This is a genomic window from uncultured Erythrobacter sp., from assembly GCF_947502395.1.
Classification (GTDB): Bacteria; Pseudomonadota; Alphaproteobacteria; order Sphingomonadales; family Sphingomonadaceae; genus Erythrobacter.
In genome coordinates, this window is sequence record NZ_CANMZM010000003.1 from 346,783 (window position 1) to 366,181 (window position 19,399).

Below are 19,399 nucleotides of genomic sequence, written 5' to 3' on the forward strand. Positions count from 1 at the left end.
ATCCCTTAATTTTCCGCCACATAGACACCTTCGAGGCGGTCTTCGAGTTCGTCATTGGCCTCGCGAAGCGCTTCCAGTGTCGCTTCATCGGGCTCCCACAATTGCCGGTCGCATGCTTCCAACAGACGGCCTGCAACGCGCGCGCTCGCCTTTGGATTGAGCTTGGCCAAACGCCGGCGCATTTCTTCATCGAGAACGAAAGTCTCGGAAATTTTCTGGTAGACCCACGGCTGGACCTGACCTGTGGTGGCCGACCAGCCGAAGGTTGAGTTCACATGACCTTCGATCGCGCGCACCCCCTCAAAACCGTGGTCGAGCATGCCTTCAAACCACTTAGGATTGAGCGTGCGTGTGCGGGCTTCGAGGTCGATTTGTTCAGACAGCGTGCGGACTTTGGCTTTGCCGCGTGTTGCATCAAGGATGTAGACCGGCGCGTCTTTGCCCTTGGCCTTGGAAACCGAGCGGCTGACCCCGCCAAGTCCGTCGACATATTGGTCAACATCGTTGATGCCGAGCTCTACGCTCTCTAGGTTCTGATACGTGAAATCGACGCTTGCGAGGTGGCTTTGCAACAGCTCGCGCTTTTGCACCGGCTTGCCGCCGACACCGTAGGCAAAGCCTTTGTTCACTTCGAACGCATTTGCGAGCTCGTCCGGGTCTGCCCAAACGCCGCCTTCGATCATCTGATTGACGTTCGCGCCATATGCGCCCTCGGCATTGGAGAAAACGCGCAAAGCTGCGGTTTCAATGTCGCAGCCGTGGGCGTTTTGTTGGGCAAGGGAGTGCTTGCGAACAAAGTTCTGCTCCAGAGGCTCGTCCGCTTGGCTTGCCAAAAGCGCGGCCTCAGCCAGCATCCGCGTTTGCAGCGGCAGAAGGTCGCGGAAGATGCCCGATAGGGTCATCACAACATCGATGCGCGGCCGGCCTAATTCCTTGAGTGGGATCAACTCGGCACCTGCTAGGCGTCCATAGGAATCACGACGCGGCCGCGCTCCGAGGAGAGTCATTGCTTGTGCAATCTGAACCCCCTCGGTTTTCATATTGTCTGTGCCCCAAAGCACCATCGCGATGCTTTCAGGGAATGGCTCTCCATTCGCGACATGGCGCGCGATGAGTTTTTCCGCCTGATCTTCGCCCTGCATGCAGGCGTAGGCGGATGGGATGCGGAACGGGTCAAAGCCGTGAATGTTGCGGCCTGTAGGTAGGACCTCGGGGTTGGCAACAATATCGCCGCCGGGTGCAGGTTGGACGTAGCCGCCATCAAGCGCGTGGATTAGCGAGCGCAGTTCATCGCATTCGTCTATTTTGGCGTTGAGTGCCGCGCGGTCTGTATCATCACTTGCTTCCATCATGGCATTGAGCATATCCTTGCGCTGCTCGCCTTGCGGGTTGCTTCCGAGCACATGAAGACCATGCGGGATGAGTGTCTGCTCAAGCTCATACAAACGCCCCGAAAGCTCGCCGATTTCACCCATTTCGATGTCGAGCGCATCGCATTGGTCCGCGATGAGTTCGGCGAGGTCGGCGCGTTCCGCTTCGTCTGCGCCCATGCGCCAGCGTTCGACGCTCGCCTTGAGTTCGGTGAGGTCTTTGTAGAGGCCAGCCTGCGACAAAGGCGGCGTCATATAACTGATGAGCGTTGCGGCAGACCGACGCTTGGCCAGCATCCCCTCGGAAGGGTTGTTCGCCGCGTAGAGATAGAAATTGGGCAGATCGCCAATCAGGCGCTCAGGCCAACAATGGCCGCTCATGCCCGCTTGTTTGCCGGGCATAAACTCAAGCGCGCCGTGGGTACCGAAATGAAGCACCGAATGTGCGCCGAAGTCTTCACGGATCCAGCGATAGAAAGCGCTAAAAGCGTGAGTGGGGGCAAATCCGCCTTCGAACAGCAGGCGCATCGGATCGCCTTCATAGCCAAAGGCAGGCTGCACGCCGACAAACACATTGCCGAAATGCGCTCCGTAGATGTGGATGTTTGAACCGTCGCTTTGCGCTTTGCCGGGGGCTGGCCCCCATGCAGCTTCGATTTCGGAGAGATAGGTTTCTTGGCGCACATGCGTGTCGGCTGGTACGCGCGCTGCGACATTGGCGTCGGAGCCGAAGCGGTCCGCATTGCCTTTCAGGATGGCGTCTTGGAGTGCCTCAAGGCTTTCTGGAACGTCAACGGAATAGCCTTCATCCGCGAGCCTCCGCAGTGTCGCATAGAGCGATTGGAACACCGAAAGAAAAGCGGCTGACCCTGTTGCGCCCGCATTGGGCGGGAAATTGAAAAGAACGATTGCAAGCTTACGGCTCACCCGTTCTGCGCGGCGCAGCGCGACCAATTTGACCACGCGGGCCGCCAAAGCTTCGGCGCGTTCGGGGCAGCCTTGCATGGGGCGAACTTGATCGGAGGTGGCGCGTTCACAGTGACGGTCGCAGCCGTTGCAGACGTTTCCTGTTTCGCCAAAGCGTCCGCCAAAGACACTGGGCACCGTCGAACCGTCGAGCTCGGGCAGGGCGACCATCATTGTCTGCTCAAGCGGCAAGAGCCCTTGCTCGCGTTTTTGCCATTCCTCGATGGATTGGAACTCAATTGCGTGCGCTGCGAGATAGGGCACGTCGAGATCGCCCAGAACTTCGCGCGCGGCTTCATTGTCGTTGTAGGCGGGGCCTCCCACGAGGCTGAACCCAGTGAGATTTACGATCGCATCAACTGTCGGTCTGCCGCGCTCAACAAAGAATTTTTCAATCGCAGGGCGCGCATCGAGCCCGCTTGCGAAGACCGGTACGACTTTGAGCCCAGCCGCCTCAAACGCCGCAATCACGCCGTCGTAATGCCCTGCATCGCGGCCAAGGAGATAGGAGCGCAAGAGGACGAGACCTACGGTCCCATTCTTGCCGTCGCGATCCCGCGCGCGGGCCTTTGGCAGGATACGAAGGCTCTCCGAAATCCGCTGCTCAGCGCCGGGGTGATAGACACCCGTTTCGGGGTACTCGACCGGAGCCTCTGCCGCCGTCTCACCGCGGCGATCTTCGCGTTCGCCTGCCGCATAACGGTCGATCAGAGCGCGCACCATCGCGATCACATTCTCATCCGAACCCGACAGCCAATATTGGAGCGTTAGGAAATAGGCGCGCACGTCTTGCGCGGTGCCGGGAATAAATTTGAGAATTTTGGGAAGACGCCGCAACATCTTCATCTGGCCCGCGCCGGAGCTTGCGCCCTTTTTTGGAGAGCCGCGCAGTTTCTTAAGCAGCGCCAACGGCCCTTTTGCGGGCGCGTCCATGCGGTAGCCGCCCATGCGGGTGAGCTTCACAATTTCGCCCGTTGACATAAGGCAGACCATGGCGTCGCACTCTTCGCGGCGCGCTTCGAGCGCTGGCAAGATCGCGCGCATATGGTCATCAAGGAAGATCATCGTCGTGATGACGATGTGCGCTTCGGCAATCGCGTCTTCGCACTTTACAAGCTCAGCCGGGTTCGCGCCCCACTCAGATGCCGCGTGAAGTGTGAGACAGATATTGTCGCGGGCTAGAACTTGATTGGCGCGCTCAACCGCGCCTTTGAGATGATTGTCGAGGGTGACGATCACCACGTTGACCGGAGCCTTCGCCCGGCTTGCAGAGGTGTCCGCCCTACCGTGCATAATGCGCCTTGGCATCGTAGAGCGTGTCGAGATTGATCTCACCCCGCCCAAATTCGGCGGCGAAGGCCTCTGTGTTGCGCTTAGCTTTGCCGCGCACAAAGAAGGGGATTTTCTTAAGTTCCTTCTCTGCCTCGCTCGTCCAAAGCGGGCTGTCGAGCTCGGATACTTCGGGCTCGGGCGGGAGCTCTTCCTCCGGCACAGTCTGAGGTGTCGCCGCCATCTTGGGCGAGTGCGCTGCGTGGTGCGATGCGCCGGCTTCGTCGGAGAATTCAAAGTCCTCACGGAACATGGTGAGAAGATGCTCTTCAAGGCCCATAACCAGCGGGTGGACCCAAGTGTCGAAGATGACATTTGCGCCTTCAAAACCCATTTGGGGCGAGTGGCGTGCTGGGAAGTCCTGAACGTGCACGGGCGATGAAATAACCGCGCATGGCAGACCCAAGCGCTTGGCAATATGCCGCTCCATCTGCGTCCCTAAAACCATTTCGGGCGCCGCCTTGGCGATGGCTTCTTCGACTTCGAGGTGGTCGTCGGTGATAAGCGGTTCGACCCCATGATCCTTTGCCGCTTCGCGCACATCGCGCGCAAATTCGCGGTTATAGCAACCAAGGCCGCAAACCTCGAAGCCAAGTTCGTCGCGCGCAATCCGCGCCGCTGCCACCGCGTGGGTCGCGTCACCGAAGATGAAGACGCGCTTACCCGTGAGGTAAGTCGAGTCCACGCTGCGGCTCCACCAAGGGAGCCGGGAATTGGTGTCGCCGAGGGCAGGCGTGGGATCTGCACCCACCAGCTCGGCGACTTCGGATATGAATGCACGAGTGGCGCTCACACCGAATGGGATTGAGCGAACCCGGGGCTGCTTGAACGTGCGTTCGAGCCAGCGGGCCGCTTCATCTGCTATTTCTGGGTAGAGGACGATGTTGAAGTCGGCATTGCCAATGCGAGCAATGTCCGATGGCCGCGCATTCAACGGCGCGACGAGGTTCACTTCAACGTCCAATTGTTCAAGGATCTTGCGGACCTCGATAAGGTCATCGCGGTGTCGGAAACCCAATGCTGTGGGCCCGAGGATATTCGCGCGCGCTTTGCGATCCTCACGCGGGCCGGGCGTCACTGACGAATCAGCCAGATGCCGCACGATTTGATAAAAGGTCTCTGCCGCGCCCCAGTTCTCTTTGCGCTGATAGCTGGGAAGCTCGAGCGGGATCGCGGGGCAGGGCAGGTCCATTGCCTCAGTCAAGCCGCCGGGATCATCCTGAATAAGCTCAGCGGTGCAAGAAGCGCCGACAATGATGGCTTCGGGATTGAAGCGCTCAATCGCGTCCATTGCTGCGTCTTGGAAAAGCTGTGCTGTATCCTTGCCAAGGTCGCGTGCTTCGAAAGTCGTATACGTTACCGGCGGACGGTGATTGCGGCGCTCAATCATCGTGAAGAGCAGGTCCGCATAGGTGTCCCCTTGCGGCGCATGGAGCACGTAATGCAGCCCCTTCATCGCCGTTGCAACGCGCATGGCCCCCACATGGGGCGGGCCTTCATATGTCCAGACCGAAAGCTGCATCGCTACACCTCCAGCCTGTCGCGCCGGCGCATGGGCCGGGCGAAGAGTTCGGCAAGGTCTCCTGCTTGGTCGAACCCGTGGATGGGGGAGAAAACGAGCTCAATCGCCCATTTGGTTGTGAGCCCTTCGGCCTCTAGCGGGTTGGCAAGCCCAAGGCCGCAAACGGTGAGGTCAGGTTTATCCTGGCGCACGCGGTCCAGCTGATTGTCGACGTGTTGGCCTTCACTAATGCGAGTGATTTCCGGCAGAAGCGCCAGATCACCTGCGCAGTGCGAGCGATGAAGATAGGGCGTGCCCACCTCAATCGGCTCCATGCCAAGCTCTGTGTGGAGGAAACGTGCAAGCGGCACTTCCAATTGCGAGTCCGGCAGGAAGCTGATCCGTTTGCCTTCGAGAGCGGCACGGCTGTGTTCGATCGCGCGCTTGGCACGTTCTCGTCCCGGTGCAATCACCGCTTCGACTTGGGTTGTGTCCACGCCGAATTCGCGGCCGATGGCGCGCAGCCAATCGCTTGTCCCTTCGACGCCAAATGGGAATAGCGCATCAATCCGTGTCGCCCCGCGGTCCTCTAGAGCCATAGCGGTGTCAGAAAGGAATGGCTGAGCCAAAATGTAGCGTGTGTTCGACCCCACAGCCGGCAAATCGCGGGCATTGCGCGCGGGCAAAATGCCTACATTCTCGATGCCCAGCTGGCTGAAGAGCCGCAGGAACTGGTCTTCCACGATGTCGGGAAGGGCACCCACCATCAACAATTGCTTAGGAGCGTTTGCATCTTGCGCGGGCATCTCCGGAACCAGCGCTGCAAGGCAAGCATCCTCGCCCTGGGTAAAGGTGGTCTCAATCCCGCTGCCTGAATAGTTCAGGATCCGGACCTTGGGCATATGTTGCACACCAAGCCGCTCAGCCGCTTTCGCCAAATCGAGCTTGATCACCTCAGAAGGGCACGAGCCCACGAGGAACAGCGTTTTGATATCGGGACGGCGATCAAGGAGCCGCTGAACCACTCGGTCAAGCTCATCCTGCGCATCGACCATGCCTGCAAGGTCGCGCTCTTCCATGATGGCAGTCGCAAAGCGTGGTTCTGCAAAGATCATTACACCCGCTGCTGATTGCAGGAGGTGGGCACAAGTGCGTGAGCCCACCACAAGGAAGAAGGCATCCTGCATCTTGCGGTGAAGCCAGATAATGCCCGTAAGCCCGCAAAAAACCTCGCGCTGCCCGCGTTCGCGCAGAACGGTGCGTGTTGCCGTGTCGGTTTTTGGAGCATCGCAGCCGGTTAGGGTCGTCGCAACATTCATGCCGGCACCGCCTCAGAGGGGGCGCCTTGCAACCGAGCCATCCGTAGCTTCCACAGAAACTGGCCCGCGTTAATCACATAAGCAGCATAAGCTGCCAGAGCCACGCCGAGCCTTTGTTCAACCGTGCCGACTGCGCCGAACAGCATCACCAGATAGGCGGAGTGCAATGCGAGGACGAGCATAGAAAAGACGTCTTCCCAGAAGAAGGCTGGGGCAAACAGCCATTTGTCAAACACGACCTTTTCCCAGATCGATCCGGTCACCATAATCGTGTATAAAATCAACGTTTTGATGATGATCGAAATGTCGGCGGCGAAGGCACCTTCTCCGGTCATAAGCGTCCGAACAACAAGAACGAGACTGACGGCAAAAACGAGAAACTGCAGCGGGGCCAGGACACCTTGGACCAAAGTCCAGACCGATTCGTCCCGCCGCCGCCGTTCCTCTGCGGAGTACAGCGACCCATCGTTCCTTCGGTCATTCCGCCCCTGCGTGCCCTGTCTGAATCTCTCAGGCGGGGCTCCCTGCAGCTGGGGTGATACGGCCGGGGATGCGTGCGTGGTGCGAGTCATCCTCGTATTTTGCCCTCTGTGTCCGATCCGGAGACTAGGCCTATCAATCCACTAGTGTCAAATTATTTGGACGTAAAAATAACTAGACAGTAAGGGTGGTCCAGAGTGGTGCAGTCTGCGATCTCATTGCAAATCGACCCTCGTTCGAGTATTCCCCTGTTGCTGACGGATCATGAGTCGAAATCCATTTGACCTCGTTAGCCTCGACGCGGGTGCGCGCCATTCTCGGAGACTATCAGCCGGGAGCTCGGAGCGTTGGCATGTCTTTTTCGAAGATGCCTAGGAAGGGGAATCCAAAGCGATCAGCTATGCGCGACGCTGCGAATGGTTCTTTGCGCCCTGCAAAACCGTACAATAAGGCTCAAGAGCCTATGCCTATTTCGTCGGCCGAAGCGCGACGATTTGCGCAGCTTCCTTTGAATATGGAGGCAGACGGCCTACTTGCTGAAGTCGATGATTTTTTGATTAAGGGCGTGCCGATCAACACAATCTACCTTGATCTGCTTGCCCCTGCTGCTCGCCGACTGGGTAAGTTGTGGGAAGAGGACCAGTGCGATTTCGTTGACGTCACAATGGGGCTATGGCGTTTGCAGGAAGTTCTTTACGAGATTTCGGCTCGCGCCCCAGCGCCTCCTAAACCTCTCTTTGCCAGTTCAAGGCGTGCCCTATTTTTGCCCATGCCGGGTGACCAACATTTCATGGGGCCACAGGTGCTTGGGGACATCTTCACGCGTGAAGGCTGGGACGTTCTTGTCATGACCAAGCCTCAACGCAAAGAAGTTCTCAATCTTTTATCTCGTGAAAGCTTCGACGTCGTAGGATTGACGCTCTCTCGCGATTGTCCTAGCGCCGCTTTAAGAAACATCATCAGAGCAATGCGCAGCGTTTCACGCAATGAACATCTCTCAATTCTCGTCGGTGGTCGAATGATCAACCAAAATCCAGCAATAGTTGCCGAAGTGGGAGCCGATGGGACCGGCGCCGACGCTCGAGCCGCCTTAAAATTGGCAGAGCGATTGGTCCAGTCCGCCGAGGTGCGTGCACAAACCTTAAGATAGGCAGGCACCCGCATGCTGACGCGCAAGCATTCCATCGAGGGTAAAAACCCCTTCGGCAAGGCTGCAGAATTATTCAATTCACTGGATGCCGATGCGGCGATGAAACTTGCTATGGTAGCAGGCGACATCACTCTGGTGCTGGATGATACGGGTCTGATCGTCGATACAGCGTTCGACCCCAAGGAATTCCCTGGTTTTGAAGGGTGGGAAGGCACCAATTGGCTCGATACCGTAACGGTTGAAAGCCGGCCTAAGGTTATGGAAATGCTGGCCGCGGCACGCCGCGGTGAGGTGCAGCATTGGCGTCAAGTCAACCACCCAACCAGAGATGGCGATGTGCCGATCCGTTATGCGGTTCTGACTGTCAATGGCGGCGAACATCGCATCGCTTTTGGCCGTGATTTGCGCGAAGCCGGGCGAATGCAGCAACGGTTGTTGCAAGTGCAACAATCGCTTGAGCGCGATTATTTGCGGATGCGCCAATTGGACGCGCGTTACCGGATGCTGTTCGAAAATTCGGGCGAGCCGATGCTATTGGTCGAAGCGGCAAGCCTTAAGATTCGCGAAGCCAATACCATGGCGTATGGCTTGCTGGGTGCGCGCGCTGGGAGCTTGCCGGGCAAGAAACTGGCCGCGTTTATGGATAAGCCTTCGCGGGATGCTCTGCAATCGCTTGTCGGTGCGGCCTTGGCCTCGGACTCCGCTTCGCCTGAGCAGATTACTCTCTCCAAGGGGTCTCGAACGGTCGCCGCTTACGCCAATGGCTTTATTCAGGACCGCGCACAGCATTTGGTGATCCGTTTCGCGAGCCTTGAGGATGATTCTGCGGTCGCGATGGCTCCTGTGTTGGAACTGGTTGATGAGATGCCGGATGGTTTCGTCATTACCGATGCCAATCTTGATATAGTCAGCGCGAATACCGCCTTTGTCGAGATGGTGCAGGCGGCCAGTATCGATCCGCTGTTTGGCCGCAATCTGTCCAATTGGATCGGGCGACCGGGGATCGATTTGGAGTTGATCGAAGGTCAGGTCGATCAACATGGCAGCGCGCGCAATGTGAGCACAGTGCTACGCACAAATGATGATCTTGAAGGCGAGCAGATCGAATTGTCAGCGGTGCGCACCGATGGTGACGATGCCCACTATGCTTTTGTAATTCGACAGATTGGCCGCCGGCTTCGCGATTTGCCGCCGGGGCCGCAAGATCTTCCGCGCTCAGTCGAACAGCTGACCGATCTAGTGGGCCGCATGTCCTTGAAAGAGATCGTGCGCGAGAGCACCGATTTGATCGAGCGACTGTGTATTGAGGCGGCTCTGCAATACACGTCGGACAATCGCGCATCCGCCGCGGAGATTCTTGGCCTTTCGCGCCAGAGCCTCTACTCAAAGCTCCACCGACACGGACTTGGTAATCTGACTGGCGACGACGCAGAGTAAGTTGGCCAGGGTCAAGTGCCAGGCGAGATTGATCGCCTCTCCGCAGCTTTAGATTGTCCATTTCAATTGGGCGCAACTATTCGCCTCTTGACGGCATATCTGTTGCGAGGTTGACGCTGTGCAATGGCTTTTTGAGGCATCCCCCCGACTCGTAAAATAGCGATTCAGGCTGAAAATGGTGGCCTAAATTGGGATTCAGGGTTCAAGAGTGTCAAAATTATTTGACGCTTAGGCCTGTCAGGCATAGCCTCGTTCTCTATGGAGAGGTCTGCAGTCTCGACTCGCACATCCCCGCTCCCCACCGGGCGGCCTGAGGTCGAGCGACCAGAAGCCACAATCACGAACAAGACAACTCACCGAACACAGGTTCGCGACGTCGTTGAACTCTTCAAACCCATCACCTGGTTTCCGCCTATGTGGGCTTTCATGTGCGGCGCGGTATCTTCGGGCACGGGGCTTGATGGACGGTGGCTGTTTGTTGCAGGTGGAGTGCTGCTTGCAGGGCCTTTGGTTTGCGGAACCAGCCAGGCGGTGAACGATTGGTTTGACCGCCACGTCGATGCCATCAACGAGCCCGATCGTCCCATTCCATCGGGGCGCATTCCTGGTCGTATGGGGCTTTGGATTGCGCTCATCGCGACCGTGCTTTCGGCGTTTGTAGCTTGGGGGCTGGGGCCGCTGGTTTTTGCCGCTGCTCTCGTCGGCTTGACGCTTGCCTGGGGCTACAGTGCGCCGCCATTTCGTTTCAAAACAAGCGGGTGGACCGGACCGGCTGTGGTGGGGCTGACCTATGAGGGGTTAAGCTGGTTCACTGGTGCAGCGGTTATGCTGGGTGCGATGCCTCGTGCCGAAGTGCTCATTACTCTGGTGCTCTACAGCGTTGGTGCACACGGCATCATGACACTGAATGATTTCAAGGCGGTTGAGGGCGATCGCGCGATGGGCCTAAATTCGCTTCCGGTGACATTGGGTGTTGGCAATGCCGCAGGGCTTGCGTGTGCTGTCATGGCCTTGGCGCAGATTGCCGTGATCACACTGCTTGCGATTTGGGGAAATACAGTTTCAGCTCTTGCAGTGGGGACGGTGCTGATCGCCCAATTCGCGGCGATGCCGCGCCTCCTGAGCAATCCCAAGAAGTTCGCGCCATGGTACAATGGCGTGGGAGTCACCCTTTATGTGCTGGGTATGCTTGCCGCAGCCTTGGGCCTTGGAGGGTACATCTGATGCACGCTCCCACCACTCCTCAAATGACAAAGTCACGCGGTCTGACGTGGTTCGCGATCATCCGGATCGGGCTAGTACAGGCCTCCATAGGCGCAATGGTGATGTTGACCACAACGGTGCTCAACCGCCTTATGGTGGTCGAATATGCGCTTGCTGCCGCAATCCCGGCTGGGCTCGTAGGCTGGCATTACGCGGTGCAACTGTGCCGTCCTTTGTGGGGGCATGGCTCGGATAAAGGCGGAAGCCGTGCGGTCTGGATTATGGGCGGCCTTGCCGTCCTTGCGTTGGGCGCTCTGCTCGCAGTCCAGGTCACCTTGATGACTGCCGTCAGCATGTCGCTCGGCATTGCACTGGGTGTGCTCGCCTATGCGCTCATCGGCGTGGGCGTAGGAGCAAGCGGGACCTCAGCATTAGCTCTGCTTGCCTCAGGCGTTACGCCAGAGCGCCGCGCTGCCGCTGCTGCGGTCACATGGATTATGATGATCGCCGGGATCGTAGTATCCGCCATAACCGTTAGCCAGTTGATCGACCCCTTCTCGCCTCAGCGCCTTTGGTGGGTTGCAAGTGGGCTCTTGGTCGCTTGTCTTTTGGTTGCGGCATTCGCCACATTTCGGCTTGAGCCGCGCGAAGCATTCGACTTCTTGGAAACCGCGAAAGATACTGAGCCCCCGAGTTTCAAGGACGCTTTGTCCGAAATTTTCGCCGAGAAAGCGGCGCGCCGCTTCACCCTGTTTATCTTCGCCTCGATGATGGCGTTCAATATGCAGGACCTGATCCTTGAGCCCTTTGCAGGGCTTGTTTTCGGCATGACTCCCGGCGAGTCCACAGGGCTGGGCGGATTACAATCGGGGGGCGTTCTGATTGGCATGATCGTCGCCGGTATCGGAGGCAGTGCCTTTGCGGGACGCATGCTTGTTGAACTGAGACATTGGATCGTTTTTGGCTGTCTTGGTTCGGCTCTTGCTCTTTGCGGACTGGCGATAGGGGCCGTGGTTGGCTCCGGCTGGCCGATCCATATCAATGTCTTCGCTCTGGGATTTTGCAACGGGCTTTTCGCGGTCGCAGCGATTGGCGCGATGATGGGGCTCGCTGGGTCCGGAGAGCGCACGCGTGAAGGCGTTCGCATGGGCGTGTGGGGCGCGGCGCAGGCGATAGCGTTTGGGCTCGGCGGGCTCGTGGGTGCGCTGGGCGTGGATTTTGCCAGAGCCGCTTATGGCGCGGACGGTCCCGCGTTTCAGCTGATCTTTGCGATCGAGGGGGCGCTGTTCGTTGTCGCAGCATGGTTGGCTCTGCGTGCGACGCAAAAGGGGATTTCACCCAAGAAGGCCGCGAAATCGGCTCTTAACAACGAAGAGAGGCAGGGAGCATTCGCATGAGTGATCAGATTTATGATGCCGTCGTGGTCGGCGGGGGACCTGCCGGAGCAACCGCCGCAACAGAGCTAGCGCTTGAGGGCCATTCTGTTCTGCTGATGGAACGCGGTGGGCGGATTAAACCCTGTGGCGGTGCTGTCCCACCGCGCCTGCTAGAAGATTTTAATGTTCCGCAAAGCCTGCTTGTCGCGAGAGCGCGGTCGGCTCGTATGATCGCGCCATCAGGCCGTGCGGTCGATATGCCCGTTGGAGAGACCGGTTATGTTGGCATGGTGGATCGAGAGGATTTTGACGAATGGCTCCGTGTGCGTGCGGTCGAAAGCGGTGCTGAGCGATTAGCGGCCACCTTTGAAAAGATTGAGCGCGATGATGAAGCACACCCGCTTGTGACCTTCCGGCGCGAGCGTGGCGGGCCGATTGAAAAGGTGCGCACACGCATGATCGTAGGCGCAGACGGTGCGCGTTCGGCGGTTGCCAAACAGGCGCTCCCCAATGCTGAGCGGATCAAATGTGTGTTCGCCTATCACGAGATTATCGCCTCGCCCGAGGAGTTCGGTGATGCCTTCGATGGCGACCGCTGTGATGTGTTTTATCAAGGCAAGCTTTCACCCGATTTCTACGCTTGGGTCTTCCCGCATGGAGACACCGCGAGCGTCGGGGTGGGAAGTGCGAACAAAGGCTTTTCCTTGCGCGGGGCGGTTGCAGAAATGCGCTCCGACCTAGATCTTACCCGTTGCGAGACAATTCGCCGCGAGGGCGCGCCAATTCCACTCAAGCCGCTCAAGCGGTGGGACAACGGTGCAGATGTGATTGTCGCTGGCGATGCCGCGGGAATTGTTGCGCCAGCCTCAGGCGAGGGTATCTATTACGCTATGGTCGGCGGGCGCTACTCCGCTCAGGCTGCGAGCGAGGCATTGAAGTCGGGTGAGACCAAGGCTCTCAAGTTGGCTCGTAAGCACTTTATGAAGGAGCACGGACGCGTGTTCTGGATCCTCGGGATGATGCAATACTTCTGGTATTCAAGCGACAATCGCCGCGAGCGTTTCGTCGATATGTGTGACGACAAGGATGTCCAACAGCTCACGTGGCAGGCGTATATGCACAAGAAGCTGGTGCGTAAAAAGCCGCTGGCGCACTTCAAAATCTTCCTGAAAGACACTGCCCACCTGCTGGGCATGGGGCCTGAAAATTCTGAGGCACGTTCGTAAACTGCAAATGGAGAGGGATCGACATGAGCGCTAGTACACATATGCACATTGGGGTGAGCAAGACTTGGGTTTTGCCTGCTATTGTAGCTGCGGTTGCGGCGGCGGTGGTCGCGGCACTAGGGGCAACAATCACCGATTTGGGACCATGGTATCAGGCGCTTGAGAAACCCGGCTGGAACCCGCCCGATGTGGCCTTCCCCGTGGGTTGGACCATCATTTACGCGCTCAACACCGCTGCGATCGTCTCCGCTTGGAGGGCCGCACCCACGCCTAAGGTATCAGACACGATCGTAGGCCTTTTTGCGTTGAACGCATTTCTGAACATCGGGTGGTCGCTGCTGTTTTTCCGTATGGAGCGGCCGGACTGGGCGTTTGTCGAAGTCCTGTTTCTACTTGGTTCAATCGTCTCGCTGATCGTCTATTGCGGGCGATATTCGAGGAATTCTGCGCTGCTGTTCTTTCCGTATCTGATCTGGGTCAGCTTCGCTGCGGTCTTGAATTGGGCAGTGGTGGACTTGAACGGGCCCTTTGGCTGAGACTTGCCGATTGCACTCCTGTGATTGAGAGCTTTTTTGCAAACGGCCATGCCGCCGATCTGGTGTTGGCTGTGCTGGCGCTGGAGGCTGCATGGCTGAAGGTGCGCGGGTGGAGCATCGCCAAGATTATCGGCCTTGTGGGGCCCGCAGTTTTCATCGTGCTAGCCCTTCGCGCAGCTCTGGTAGGCGCGGGCTGGGAATGGGTTGCGATATTGCTCGCATTGTCCTTTCCGCTCCACCTGTTGGATTTGCGTGAGAGGCTTGCTGATAAAGACTGATCGGCATCGAGCGTGTCCTTCAGCTTTGACAGCACGTCAGCCAAAGTTCTGACGGTCGATAATCGACCCAGAATCAGCCGCTCGCCACATTTCAAATTGACTTACCAATGAGTCTCATTATTGTATACAGTATGCAAATTACATCTGATAATATTAGCGATCAGGCGGCAGATGCGATCCGAGAGATGATCGTTGATGGCACGCTGACTGATGGTGATCGCATCAACGAAGTCCGCCTGGCTGCGACCTTGGGGGTCAGTCGGACACCGCTGCGAGAGGGCCTGGCGCGCTTGGTTGCGCAAGGCGCTGTAACCACAGAACCAAGACGCGGATTCTTTGTGGCACCGCTCACCTTGACCGAATTTGAACAGGTCTATGGCATTCGCCCCATTCTCGATCCAGAAGCCCTGCGGCTCGCCGGCATCCCATCGCAAGAAAGCTTGGCTCGGCTGGAGAAATTGAACCGCAATTTGCTCTCCACCAAAACACCCGCAGCGGCGATCGACATTGATAATGCCTGGCATATGGAACTGCTGGCGGGGTGCCCGAACAAGGTACTTATTGGGCTAATTCAGCAAATGATTGATCGGACACGACGCTACGAGCACGCCCTATTCCGTGAAACCGAAAACCTATGGGTCGCGGGCAACGAGCATGATCTCATTATGACAGCTCTACGAGACAATGATTTGGCGACGGCATGCGCAATGCTGAAGCAGAACATGGAAAGCGGCATAGAGCCAATTGTGGACTGGCTGGCACAGCGTGCGGCCTGAGAGGAAGTTATGATATGAGAGCCCTTGGTGTAAAAGTGTTGTCTGCCTGCTCGGTTGCGGTATGTGGTGTGGCTCAAGGTAATCTGGCGGCTCAGACGGAAAGACAGGCCGAGGCACCAGTTGATTGGGAAGGCATTTGGGTTGCCGAGCGGAGTTTTGGTCCCGACCTGAAAGGGCCTGTGGTCTTGCAGAGCTCAGGAGATGGCTGGGCCGCTCGGATTCAGGGCGAGAGTGTCCCGGTAGAACAAACCACTCAGGAAGATGGCACGCGGCGCTGGGCCTTTTCTGTTCTGGGTCAGGGTTATTTCATCGGCCACCAGTCAGCCGCTGGCGAAGCTATCACGGGACATTGGTATCAGCCACCTGGCAAGGTACAAAACTATCCATTCGCCTCCCCTGTGCGTATAATGCCCGCAGGCAATGACGCGTTCTCGGGCACAATCAGACCATTTCCGCAAACTCTTTCGCTGAACATTCCACTGATGCCAGAGAGCGGCGATTCAGGTGATGACCCAACGCGTTATCGCACCTTTCTGCGCAATCCTGAGCGCAACATTGGGGTCTTCTTTCGCGTCGTGACCGCAACGGTCGACGGTGATGAGATCCAGTTTAAGAATACCGATGGAGATGTGCGGTTCACTGGAAACAGTGTTGTACCAGGACGGCAATTCAGTCTCCGGCTCCGGAGAGGGGGCGATGTATTCGATTTCACACGTCGATCGCGAAGAGGGGCCGTTGGTTTCTATCCGAGACGTTCTCCCGAGGCTCCGCCCGCTTTGTTGCAGCCTGTGCAAACAGATGATGGTTGGCGCACGGCCTCGCCGGCAGAGACTGGGCTTAATGTGGAATTGCTTTCGGATATGGTCAGCGGGCTTGCCACGTTTGAGCCGACAGGGCTCCGAAAACCCTACATCCATGGGCTGTTGATTGCTCACCGCGGAAAGCTGGTCGTGGAAGAGTACTTTCATGGTTTCGATAGAGACACGCCGCACGACTCTCGCTCGGCGGGAAAATCCATAGCGTCCGCCTTACTGGGTGTTGCGCTGGAGCGTGGGCTGGTCTCAAGCATTGACGAGCCAGTGTATTCCTTTTTCGGCGGTGTCGAAGCCTTCGCCAACCCTGATCCGCGCAAGGAACAAATGACCCTTCGCCATCTTGTGACCATGTCGCCAGGGTTTGAATGCGATGACGGTAACTCCGAAACGCGGGGCAATGAGGACACAATGCAAAGCCAGTCCGAGCAACCGGATTGGTATCGCTACACACTTGATTTGCCGATGGTGGCGGAACCGGGAGCCAAAGACGCATACTGTACAGCAGGCATCAATCTGATCGGCGGTGCCCTAAAAGCAAAAACCGGTATGAGCCTTCCGCGCTTCTTTCATGAGAGCTTTGCCGAGCCGCTTGATATTGACCACTATTACATGAATCTTTCGCCGAAGTATGAGGGTTACATGGGCGGCGGCATTCGCCTGCGCCCTCGCGACTTCATGAAGCTTGGACAGCTCTATCTTGACGGGGGTGTATGGAACGGCAAGCGACTTGTGTCGGAAGACTGGGTTAACGCATCCGCTGCGCCGCATTCCTCTTTGAACACAGAAGACGATTACGGCTTTGCTTGGTGGCGACAGGAGTATGAGGTCAATGGGAAGATCATCGATACGTACTTTGCGAGTGGCAATGGAGGACAAATGACATTCGTCGTGCCTGAGCTCGAACTCGTCGTTCAGTTCAACGCAGGTAATTACAGCGATGGACGCACTCGCGGCCGGTGGCGGGATCGGCTGATGGGAGAGTTCATACTGCCTGCAGCTGTCAACTGATCAGGAGTGTCCTAGATACACTCCAAAATAGCCTCTTAACAAGAGATCATTGTCGCCCGAAAAAGATGAGTCTTGCAGCGGTGCAAATCTCAACGTGTCCGACCCCCACCCGCAATTCCGATCATTAACTGATCGATCAGAAGCTCCTAATTGCGGCCGCTCTAACCCGAACAAAAAAGCCCGGCCGCGTTTCTTACGCGGCCGGGCTTTTTTCGACCTACGGGTGGTTGGCCTCGCTTGAGACCAAGGGCTTCGCCTGAAACCCTATTGTGGAGCGTAGTGGTGCTCTTGTGCCCATAGGAACCAATTGTCGACCACGGTGCCTGACAAGAGGATACCAATGCCGCCTGTTAGCGTCGTCAACACGGCGAACCACCATGCCCAGCGGTGGATTGACTCCATTGTGGCGTTAAAGCCCATGGTCCAGCGCCAGAACAGCGCACCGCGCTCAGAGGCTGTGCCTCGGTCAGTGATTTGCTCGATTTCACGCTCACCGCCATAACGGCCAAGCGCCAGGATCGTCGCTCCGTGCATCGCGAACAGAACTGCCGACCCGTAAAGGAAGGCAATCGAGAGCGCGTGGAACGGATTGTAGAACAAGTTCCCGTGAATGAGCGAGAAGTTGTTGGTCCAATCCAGATGGCTGAAGACCCCGTAAGGCACCGCTTCTGCCCAGCTGCCCATTAGCATCGGGCGGATAAAGCCCAGCACCAGGAACAACCAAATGGCCGATGCAAAGGCCCAGGGGATATGCATCCCCATACCCAATGCCTTGGCGCGTTGGTAGGTGCGCGCCCACCAGCACAGGATTGAGATGGTCAGGAACGCACCGGTCATAATGAACCAGCCACCCTCATTGAGAGGCACGAAGGGACTAAAGCCATATTCAGGACCCGGAGGATCAAGCGAGAGCCAGAACAGTTCGCGCATGAAAGTCTGCGGGTCCCATCCAGCCTGTGCCCAGAAATTCAGTCCGATGATCATGAACGCTGCCAGACCAAAGGTCAGCGAGATCATGCCAAGCAGGCCGAGGTAGACAGGGCCAATCTGCGCTTGGCCGATCTTGCCCATCCAATAGGAATAGCCGGTTGCATTGATCCGTGGCTCACTGCCATCGGTCAGAGGAACCCCCATTTCGGGCGCAGCCTTAACCTGGATCTGGGTGAAGATGTTTTGATAGTTAGCCATATCAAGCTGCTCCCTCAGACCAGATCGGGATCACACGCCACCAATCCCACCATTCAACCCAACTGCCCGTCATAAGCGTGCCGGAAATCACGATGCAGATCGCGCTCCAGAACGCTGCGTTCAGCGCCAGGAACAGGCCAACACGGTGAATGCCCAGCGTGCCAACGGAATAGCCGATGAAATCGCGGAAATAGGTGTCCTCATATTCAGGTGAGCGCACTTCATTTCCCTTGCCGACATTGACCGCCGACAAGACCAGACCCCCGTGCAGCGCAAGCGCCAGACAGTTGGTAAAGAAGAAGGTGATCGCCAACATATGCACCGGATTGTAGTGGAAGTTCACATAGTTATATCCGGTGTAGGAAACCCAATCCAAGTGGGTCCAAATGCCATAGGGGAAAGCGTGTCCCCATGCGCCCATCCAAAACGGGCGGATGACATTCAAAGTGACAAAGGCAAAAACAGCGAAACCAAAAGCGATCGGCACATGATAGCTCATGCCCAGCTTTCGGGAGATTTCTGCCTGCCTCAACGCCCAAGACGAAAAGGCTATCACCGCACATAATGTGATGACTTGGTGGTAACCCCCTTCTGCCAGGGGTGCGAATGCAAGCCCTGCTTCAATTGGCGGTGGCTGAATATCGATTAGCCAGGGGTTGAGTGTCGGTCCAGCGGCAGCGGCGGCAAAAATCAGCATCGTGCCAAGGGCCGCGCTGATTGCCACCAATACTCCGAAGAATCCGACATAAAACGGCCCGACCCAAAAGTCGAAAAGGTCGCCGCCGATTAATGTACCACCGCGAACGCGGTATTTCCGCTCGAAACTAAGGAGCGCCATAGGTCCATCCTTCCCGCGGGTTTCGCGGGTGTTATCGTTTCTCGTCGTTCGGTTTGTGGGAGGCAGGCAGGCGAACCTGCCCCCTCACAAGGATTTGCCTGTTCAGCTGTCAAATACAGCCAGCAGGCTCAGTGTTAGCTGAGCCAGCCGTATGTTTCGGTGCTGAGCAGGATGAAGTGGATCGTAAACGCCAACACTGCGAGCCCCACATGGAGCGCGACAAGAGTGCGGCGAATATCGAAATGATGCCAAATCTTGTACATGTTTGTTTCCTTATTCCATTTGCTTGGATTGCCAGCGGTCACCCCGAAACGAGGTGTTCAAAGGCAAGTCAGGCAGATTGGATTATCAGAGGGGGAGCCACGGCTTGTTGACCCACAAAAGGATGTGAGCGACAACCGCGATTCCGACATAGAGCCCAAAGGTACCCATGAACGCGCCATGGATTTCCTTTGCTTCCTCGTCGGTTAGATACGTCCCCACGTTGGGGCGATCACCATCGGCCATTGTAGTATCTCCATTTATTTACATTGGAGCGAGGACGGGATTGTCCTCGACGGTATCCGCGCGTGATCCCCCACGTGGATTGCGGATGCCCGATAC

At 57.3% G+C, this 19,399-nt stretch carries 17 protein-coding genes; 9 read left to right on the plus strand and 8 right to left on the minus strand.

Annotated features, from left to right (window positions below):
* Positions 1–5: 5 nt before the first annotated feature.
* The 4 genes from Q0778_RS12970 to bchF are packed head-to-tail and all read right to left on the minus strand — an operon-like array spanning position 6 to position 6,943.
* Positions 6–3,629: a magnesium chelatase subunit H gene (locus tag Q0778_RS12970; RefSeq protein WP_298336625.1), complete on the minus strand. Its 3,624-nt coding sequence runs from the start codon at positions 3,627–3,629 to the stop codon at positions 6–8.
* The gene (gene bchB / locus Q0778_RS12975; RefSeq protein WP_298336627.1) at positions 3,619–5,187 is read right to left on the minus strand and encodes a ferredoxin:protochlorophyllide reductase (ATP-dependent) subunit B; all 1,569 of its coding nucleotides are present in this window, start codon (positions 5,185–5,187) and stop codon (positions 3,619–3,621) included. The genes Q0778_RS12970 and bchB overlap by 11 nt, the downstream gene beginning before the upstream one ends.
* 2 nt (positions 5,188–5,189) lie before the next feature.
* Entirely contained in the window at positions 5,190–6,485 is a 1,296-nt protein-coding gene (locus tag Q0778_RS12980; protein ID WP_298336629.1) for a ferredoxin:protochlorophyllide reductase (ATP-dependent) subunit N, read from the minus strand.
* Positions 6,482–6,943: a 2-vinyl bacteriochlorophyllide hydratase gene (bchF, locus tag Q0778_RS12985; RefSeq protein ID WP_298337670.1), complete on the minus strand. Its 462-nt coding sequence runs from the start codon at positions 6,941–6,943 to the stop codon at positions 6,482–6,484. The genes Q0778_RS12980 and bchF overlap by 4 nt, the downstream gene beginning before the upstream one ends.
* Positions 6,944–7,428: 485 nt before the next feature.
* Between bchF and Q0778_RS12990 the strand changes: the two genes are divergently transcribed.
* From Q0778_RS12990 to Q0778_RS13030, 9 genes are all read left to right on the plus strand, one after another.
* Positions 7,429–8,115: a cobalamin-dependent protein gene (locus tag Q0778_RS12990; RefSeq protein WP_298336630.1), complete on the plus strand. Its 687-nt coding sequence runs from the start codon at positions 7,429–7,431 to the stop codon at positions 8,113–8,115.
* Positions 8,116–8,127: 12 nt separating this feature from the next.
* Positions 8,128–9,552, plus strand: coding sequence for a transcriptional regulator PpsR (ppsR, locus tag Q0778_RS12995; RefSeq protein ID WP_298301236.1), 1,425 nt, complete (start codon positions 8,128–8,130; stop codon positions 9,550–9,552).
* 258 nt (positions 9,553–9,810) lie between these two features.
* A complete protein-coding gene (chlG, locus tag Q0778_RS13000; protein ID WP_298336632.1) occupies positions 9,811–10,776 on the plus strand; it encodes a chlorophyll synthase ChlG in 966 nt (321 codons plus the stop codon).
* Between the two features lie 23 nt (positions 10,777–10,799).
* Complete coding sequence (locus tag Q0778_RS13005; protein WP_298336634.1) at positions 10,800–12,152, plus strand: BCD family MFS transporter; 1,353 nt, start codon at positions 10,800–10,802, stop codon at positions 12,150–12,152.
* A complete protein-coding gene (locus Q0778_RS13010) occupies positions 12,149–13,357 on the plus strand; it encodes a geranylgeranyl diphosphate reductase (RefSeq protein ID WP_298336636.1) in 1,209 nt (402 codons plus the stop codon). Before Q0778_RS13005 ends, Q0778_RS13010 begins: the two co-directional genes overlap by 4 nt.
* Before the next feature lie 23 nt (positions 13,358–13,380).
* Complete coding sequence (locus Q0778_RS13015) at positions 13,381–13,893, plus strand: TspO/MBR family protein (protein WP_298336638.1); 513 nt, start codon at positions 13,381–13,383, stop codon at positions 13,891–13,893.
* A gap of 20 nt (positions 13,894–13,913) precedes the next feature.
* The gene (locus Q0778_RS13020; protein WP_298301247.1) at positions 13,914–14,171 is read left to right on the plus strand and encodes a hypothetical protein; all 258 of its coding nucleotides are present in this window, start codon (positions 13,914–13,916) and stop codon (positions 14,169–14,171) included.
* Positions 14,172–14,302: 131 nt separating this feature from the next.
* Positions 14,303–14,947, plus strand: coding sequence for a GntR family transcriptional regulator (locus tag Q0778_RS13025; protein ID WP_298336640.1), 645 nt, complete (start codon positions 14,303–14,305; stop codon positions 14,945–14,947).
* 14 nt (positions 14,948–14,961) lie between these two features.
* The gene (locus Q0778_RS13030) at positions 14,962–16,770 is read left to right on the plus strand and encodes a serine hydrolase (protein ID WP_298336642.1); all 1,809 of its coding nucleotides are present in this window, start codon (positions 14,962–14,964) and stop codon (positions 16,768–16,770) included.
* A gap of 264 nt (positions 16,771–17,034) precedes the next feature.
* Here the strand turns inward: Q0778_RS13030 and pufM are convergent, their stop codons facing one another.
* The 4 genes from pufM to pufB all read right to left on the minus strand — a co-directional run bounded on the left by pufM (position 17,035) and on the right by pufB (position 19,303).
* Positions 17,035–17,958, minus strand: a complete 924-nt coding sequence (gene pufM, locus Q0778_RS13035; RefSeq protein WP_298301253.1) for a photosynthetic reaction center subunit M — start codon at positions 17,956–17,958, stop codon at positions 17,035–17,037.
* A gap of 1 nt (position 17,959) precedes the next feature.
* Positions 17,960–18,796, minus strand: coding sequence for a photosynthetic reaction center subunit L (pufL, locus tag Q0778_RS13040; protein WP_298301255.1), 837 nt, complete (start codon positions 18,794–18,796; stop codon positions 17,960–17,962).
* A 134-nt stretch (positions 18,797–18,930) separates the two neighbouring features.
* Positions 18,931–19,059 (minus strand): light-harvesting antenna LH1, alpha subunit, encoded by a 129-nt coding sequence (gene pufA, locus Q0778_RS13045; RefSeq protein WP_298301257.1) that lies wholly within the window; start codon positions 19,057–19,059, stop codon positions 18,931–18,933.
* Between the two features lie 85 nt (positions 19,060–19,144).
* Positions 19,145–19,303 carry a light-harvesting antenna LH1, beta subunit gene (gene pufB, locus Q0778_RS13050; RefSeq protein ID WP_298301260.1) on the minus strand — a complete coding sequence of 53 codons (159 nt, stop codon included), beginning with the start codon at positions 19,301–19,303 and terminating at the stop codon, positions 19,145–19,147.
* Between the last annotated feature and the right edge of the window lie 96 nt (positions 19,304–19,399).